This window comes from Pseudoalteromonas sp. SR44-5 (assembly GCF_014163675.1).
GTDB classification, from domain to species: Bacteria; Pseudomonadota; Gammaproteobacteria; order Enterobacterales; family Alteromonadaceae; genus Pseudoalteromonas; species Pseudoalteromonas rhizosphaerae.
The window spans coordinates 1-5,190 of the sequence record NZ_JACJDT010000086.1; the positions used below are offsets into that span (position 1 = coordinate 1).

General features: G+C 40.7%; 3 protein-coding genes. All 3 read right to left on the reverse strand.

Translation table 11 applies throughout. The annotated features are described in order from the left end of the window. Positions 1-311: 311 nt before the first annotated feature. Positions 312-767, reverse strand: coding sequence for an REP-associated tyrosine transposase (locus tag H5154_RS22250; RefSeq protein WP_182719661.1), 456 nt, complete (start codon positions 765-767; stop codon positions 312-314). A gap of 640 nt (positions 768-1,407) precedes the next feature. Further along, positions 1,408-1,803, reverse strand: coding sequence for an 8-oxo-dGTP diphosphatase MutT (mutT, locus tag H5154_RS22255; RefSeq protein WP_145236688.1), 396 nt, complete (start codon positions 1,801-1,803; stop codon positions 1,408-1,410). A gap of 319 nt (positions 1,804-2,122) precedes the next feature. After that, entirely contained in the window at positions 2,123-4,831 is a 2,709-nt protein-coding gene (secA, locus tag H5154_RS22260) for a preprotein translocase subunit SecA (RefSeq protein ID WP_182719662.1), read from the reverse strand. Between the last annotated feature and the right edge of the window lie 359 nt (positions 4,832-5,190).

The following is a 5,190-nucleotide window of genomic DNA, read 5'->3' on the forward strand; positions in this document are numbered from 1 at the left end:
ACGAAAACAGTTAAATAAATTGACTGATGTGATCAGTTAAGCTAATTTAAAAACGGCTCTACAAAATGATAAATCAAGTGATCAAAGCTGATGAGAATCGGTGATCAAAGTCATGAGAATACGCACTTGCTGACGCAAAAACACCACGCCACATTTTGAAACGCGGTGGCAAGCCACTCGCCTACAAGTAATTAATTAAACACCAGAGTAAAATTTAACACCGTAGGCGTTGAGCTTGCTGACGCAAAATACCACGCCACATTTTGAAACGCGGTGGCATATTACGAAAGAGTAGATTAGATGTACTGGGATTAGTTTAAATATACACAATTCCAAAATGGATAATCACCCACACTTTTAACTAAGCCAGCCCTGAGCGGGTTTGCAACTATATATCTAGCTTGGTTAAGTAAATCTTCATCAGATCTAAGCTTGTGATCATAAAAGTTAGCTTGCCAAATTTTTCCGCTAGAAAGTAAATAACGGTTCAATTTAATCGTAGTAATACTTTTAAATTGACCAATAACTTTGGATAAATCATCAGTATCTCTAAGCTGAAATAGCCAATGCAAGTGATCAGGCATTAATGAAAAACAAATTGTCTTAAGGTTTCCCGAATGCGAAAAAAAATGTAACTCCCTCATAATTAAACAGCTACTATCAAAATCACAAAAAAGCTGCATTCTATTTTCAGTACAAATTGTAACTGAGTAATAATGATTAATTATCGAGCATCGCCCTTTAGTCCGCTTACTTGTATCAACCATTACTTTCCCTCAATTAACTACAAGTAAATATAGCAATTAATCGAGATCCCTCCAGTAGAGATTGAGCTTTATTAATAAACAAACACGGAATTTTAAAACGCGGTGGCAAGCAATTAATTAAACACCAGAATACAATTTAACACCGTAGGCGTTAAGCTTGCTGACGCACAAACACTACATTTAAAACGCGGTGGCAAGCCACTCGCCTACAAGTAATTAATTAGACACCAGAGTAAAATTTAACACCCGTAGGCGTTAAGCTTGCTGACGCAAAACACCACAACACATTTTAAAACGCGGTGGCAAGCCACTCGCCTACAAGTAATTAATTAAACACCAGAGTAAACTTTAACACCCGTAGGCGTTAAGCTTGCTGACGCAAAACACCACAACACATTTTAAAACGCGGTGGCAAGCCACTCGCCTACAAGCAATTAATTAAACACCAGAATACAATTTAACACCATAGCGTTAAGCTTGCTGACGCACAAACACTACATTTAAAACGCGGTGGCAAGCCACTCGCCTACAAGTAATTAATTAGACACCAGAGTAAAATTTAACACCCGTAGGCGTTGAGCTTGCTGACGCACAAACACCACATTTAAAACGCGGTGGCAAGCCACTCGCCAACTTAAATTTAAACATCCACTTTTATTTTTTCGATAATCTCTACGTTGGCGGCAGGAAAATTGTAATCGTCTAACTTATCAATCGCGACCCATGCACTTTGCTGACCTTCTGCGCCATGGGCTTGGCCGCTAAAATCAGTGACTAAATGCACGTCGAGTTTTACACATTTATCGCCATAATCATGCTCAATAACCATCAGCTCGCTTGAACTATTAATTGTTAAACCTACTTCTTCTTGAAGTTCGCGCTTTAGTGCTTCGAATACGCTTTCGCCAGCTTCTACTTTGCCGCCCGGAAACTCCCACAAACCACCTTGATGTTTATCGTCAGGGCGCTTACAGATAAATAGTGTGTTATCTGCTTTGATAACCCCCACCGCTACATGCACAATTTTTTTATTCATCGTAATACCTTTATTAAAACCGCGCGGCATAAAGCCGCGTACAAGCAATTAATTAAACACCAGAGTAAAATGCAACACCCGTAGGCGTTGAGCTTGCTGACGCACAAACACCGATACAATATTGAATATCGCGGTGGCAAGCCACTCGCCTACAAGTGATTTAACACCGAGATAAAATTTAACACCGTAGGCGTTGAGCTTGCTGACGCACAAACACCACATTTAAAACGCGGTGGCAAGCTACTCGCCTGATATTTAATCTTACAAACAAAAAAAGCGACGCAGGCGTCGCTTTTTAATTGTTAATTATAACATTTGGTTATTTTAACTTACCACAACACTGTTTGAACTTTTGACCCGAGCCACACGGGCAAGGTTCGTTGCGGCCAACTTTTGGCTCTGCGCGTGATGTTACGACTGCACCTTGAGGTGCTTCACCGCCTACGTGCTCAACTTCTTCATGTTGATATTCGCGAGGAGCATTTTCACTTTGGCGGTGTTGCTCTTCGATTTTTTCAACATCTTCTTCAGCACGTACTTGTACTTTACTTAAAATACTAACGACATCAATTTTCAGGTTCTCAAGCATTTCAGAGAACAATTCAAACGACTCACGCTTGTACTCTTGCTTAGGATTCTTTTGCGCGTAGCCACGTAAATGAATACCTTGGCGAAGGTGATCCATCGCAGCAAGGTGATCTTTCCAATGTTGATCCAGGCTTTGTAGCATAATTGCTTTCTCAAACTGACGAAGTACAGAATCACCAACTTGTTGCTCTTTCTGTTTGTAAGCTTGCTCAACTGACTCTTCAATACGCTCACGTAACTTTTCTTCGTAAAGTTTGTTATCGTCAGCTAACCATTGTGTAATCGGTAACTCAATTAAGAAGTCTTGTTTTAAGCGCTCTTCAAGGCCCGGAATATCCCACATTTCAGCTAGACTTTGCGGTGCAATGTATTGGTCAATAGTGTTACCCAATACGTCGCCACGAATAACCGTGATCGTCTCTGAAATATCGCCTTCTTCAAGCAACTCATTACGTTGTGAATAAACAACACGACGTTGGTCATTTGCTACATCATCGTATTCAAGCAATTGTTTACGCACATCAAAGTTACGTGCTTCAACTTTACGTTGCGCGTTTTCAATGGCACGGTTAACCCATGGATGCTCAATCGCTTCGCCACGTTGCATACCTAGTTTACGCATCATATTAGTCATGCGTTCACCAGCGAAGATACGCATTAATGCGTCATCCATCGATAGGTAAAAACGGCTTGAACCGGCATCACCTTGACGACCCGAACGACCACGTAACTGGTTATCGATACGGCGTGATTCGTGACGCTCAGTACCAATGATATGTAAACCACCAGCAGCAATTACTGCATCATGGCGAATTTGCCACGCTTCTTTAATCGCTTTGATTTGCTCATCAGTTGGGTTTTCAAGTTTTTCAACTTCGCTATTCCAGTTACCGCCTAACACGATATCAGTACCACGACCGGCCATGTTAGTTGCGATTGTTACTGTGCCTGGTAAACCAGCATCGGCAACGATGTCTGCTTCTTGGGCATGGAATTTAGCATTAAGTACGTTGTGCTTGATTTTTTCTTTACGTAAAAATTGCGATAAATACTCAGAGCTTTCGATTGAAATCGTACCCACCAATACTGGCTGGCCGCGCTCTTGGCAATCTTTAATATCGATTAGAATGGCTTCGTATTTTTCTTCTTGCGTTAAGTAAACTAAATCAGCGCGATCTTCACGGATCATCGGCTTATTAGTTGGCATAACAACAGTATCTAGACCATAGATTGACTGAAACTCAAATGCTTCAGTGTCGGCAGTACCAGTCATACCTGCAAGGGTATCGTAAATACGGAAGTAGTTTTGGAATGTAATTGACGCTAACGTTTGGTTTTCGTTTTGAATTTTTACATTTTCTTTTGCTTCAACAGCTTGATGTAAACCTTCAGACCAACGACGCCCTTCCATTGTACGGCCAGTGTGTTCATCAACAATGATTACTTCGTTTTCTTTTACAACGTAATCAATGTCTTTTTGATACAGCTTATGAGCACGTAATGCCGCATAAATATGGCTAAGCAGGGTAATACTCGCAGCAGAATAAAGCGAGTCGCCCTCAGCTATCAAACCACGTTCAATCAGTAATTCTTCAACTTTGATTTGACCACGTTCAGTTAAATGAACTTGCTTGGCTTTTTCATCAATAGTGAAATCGCCATCGCCTTCAATACCTTCTTCGTCTTCTTTCTCTTGTAACTCAAGAAGCGGAACTATGGTATTAATTTCAGCATACAGCTGCGAACTGTCTTCAGCGGGGCCGGAAATAATCAGTGGAGTACGGGCTTCATCAATTAAGATCGAGTCAACTTCATCGACTACCGCATAGTAAAGTGGACGTTGTACGCGTTCGTTAATGCTAAACGCCATATTGTCACGCAGGTAATCGAAACCAAATTCGTTATTAGTACCGTAGGTAATATCAGCGGCGTAGGCTTCTTTTTTCTGTTGCGGCATCATACCCGGTACGTTACAGCCAACAGTTAAACCTAAAAATTCAAATAATGGGCGGTTAGTTTCAGCATCGCGCTTGGCAAGGTAGTCATTCACAGTAATTACGTGAACACCTTTACCTGTAATACCACGTAAGTATGCTGGTAAACTTGCGGTAAGGGTTTTACCCTCACCAGTACGCATTTCTGCGATGCGGCCTTGGTGTAAAACCATACCACCTAGCAACTGTACGTCAAAGTGACGCATACCATTTACACGTTTTGATGCTTCACGTACCACAGCAAATGCTTCTGGTAGAATGTCATCAAGACCTTGTCCGTTATCGTAACGCTCTCTAAACTCTGCTGTTTTGGCTTTTAAATCTTCGTCTGAAAGCGCTTCAAGTTGCGTTTCAAGCGCGTTGATCAGCGCGACCGTCTTTCTTAAATTTTTAATAGTGCGGTCATTGCGACTACCAAAAATCTTGGTAAATAAATTAGATATCATGATAAAACCGTTACAATGTGTTCTTTGCTAGCCGAGTATCAGCTAACCCATTTTTATAATTACTAATTAATAGATTACTCACACGAGCACATATTAATTAGCAATTTCGAGAAACGTTGTGAAATACAGCGTTCAATACGTGCGCTACTATACCAGACTCTGCGAAACATCAAACCATCGCGTAGTTAAGATATCAGTTTTCTGCAAGAAAATTTAAAATAAGCCGTAAACATAACTTTAATTAAGACTATAAAATTATATTAACTATGGAGATATGGAGGTGGATAAAAGAAAATCAAGGGGAGTATAAGAACTTAGGTTCTAGGTTCTAGGTTCTAGGTTCTAGGTTCTAGGTTCTA

Bases quoted from the DNA above. Each gene is read 5' to 3' on its own strand.
- H5154_RS22250 (WP_182719661.1), bottom strand. From the start codon at position 767: ATGGTTGATACAAGTAAGCGGACTAAAGGGCGATGCTCGATAATTAAT.
- mutT (WP_145236688.1), bottom strand. From the start codon at position 1,803: ATGAATAAAAAAATTGTGCATGTAGCGGTGGGGGTTATCAAAGCAGAT.
- secA (WP_182719662.1), bottom strand. From the start codon at position 4,831: ATGATATCTAATTTATTTACCAAGATTTTTGGTAGTCGCAATGACCGC.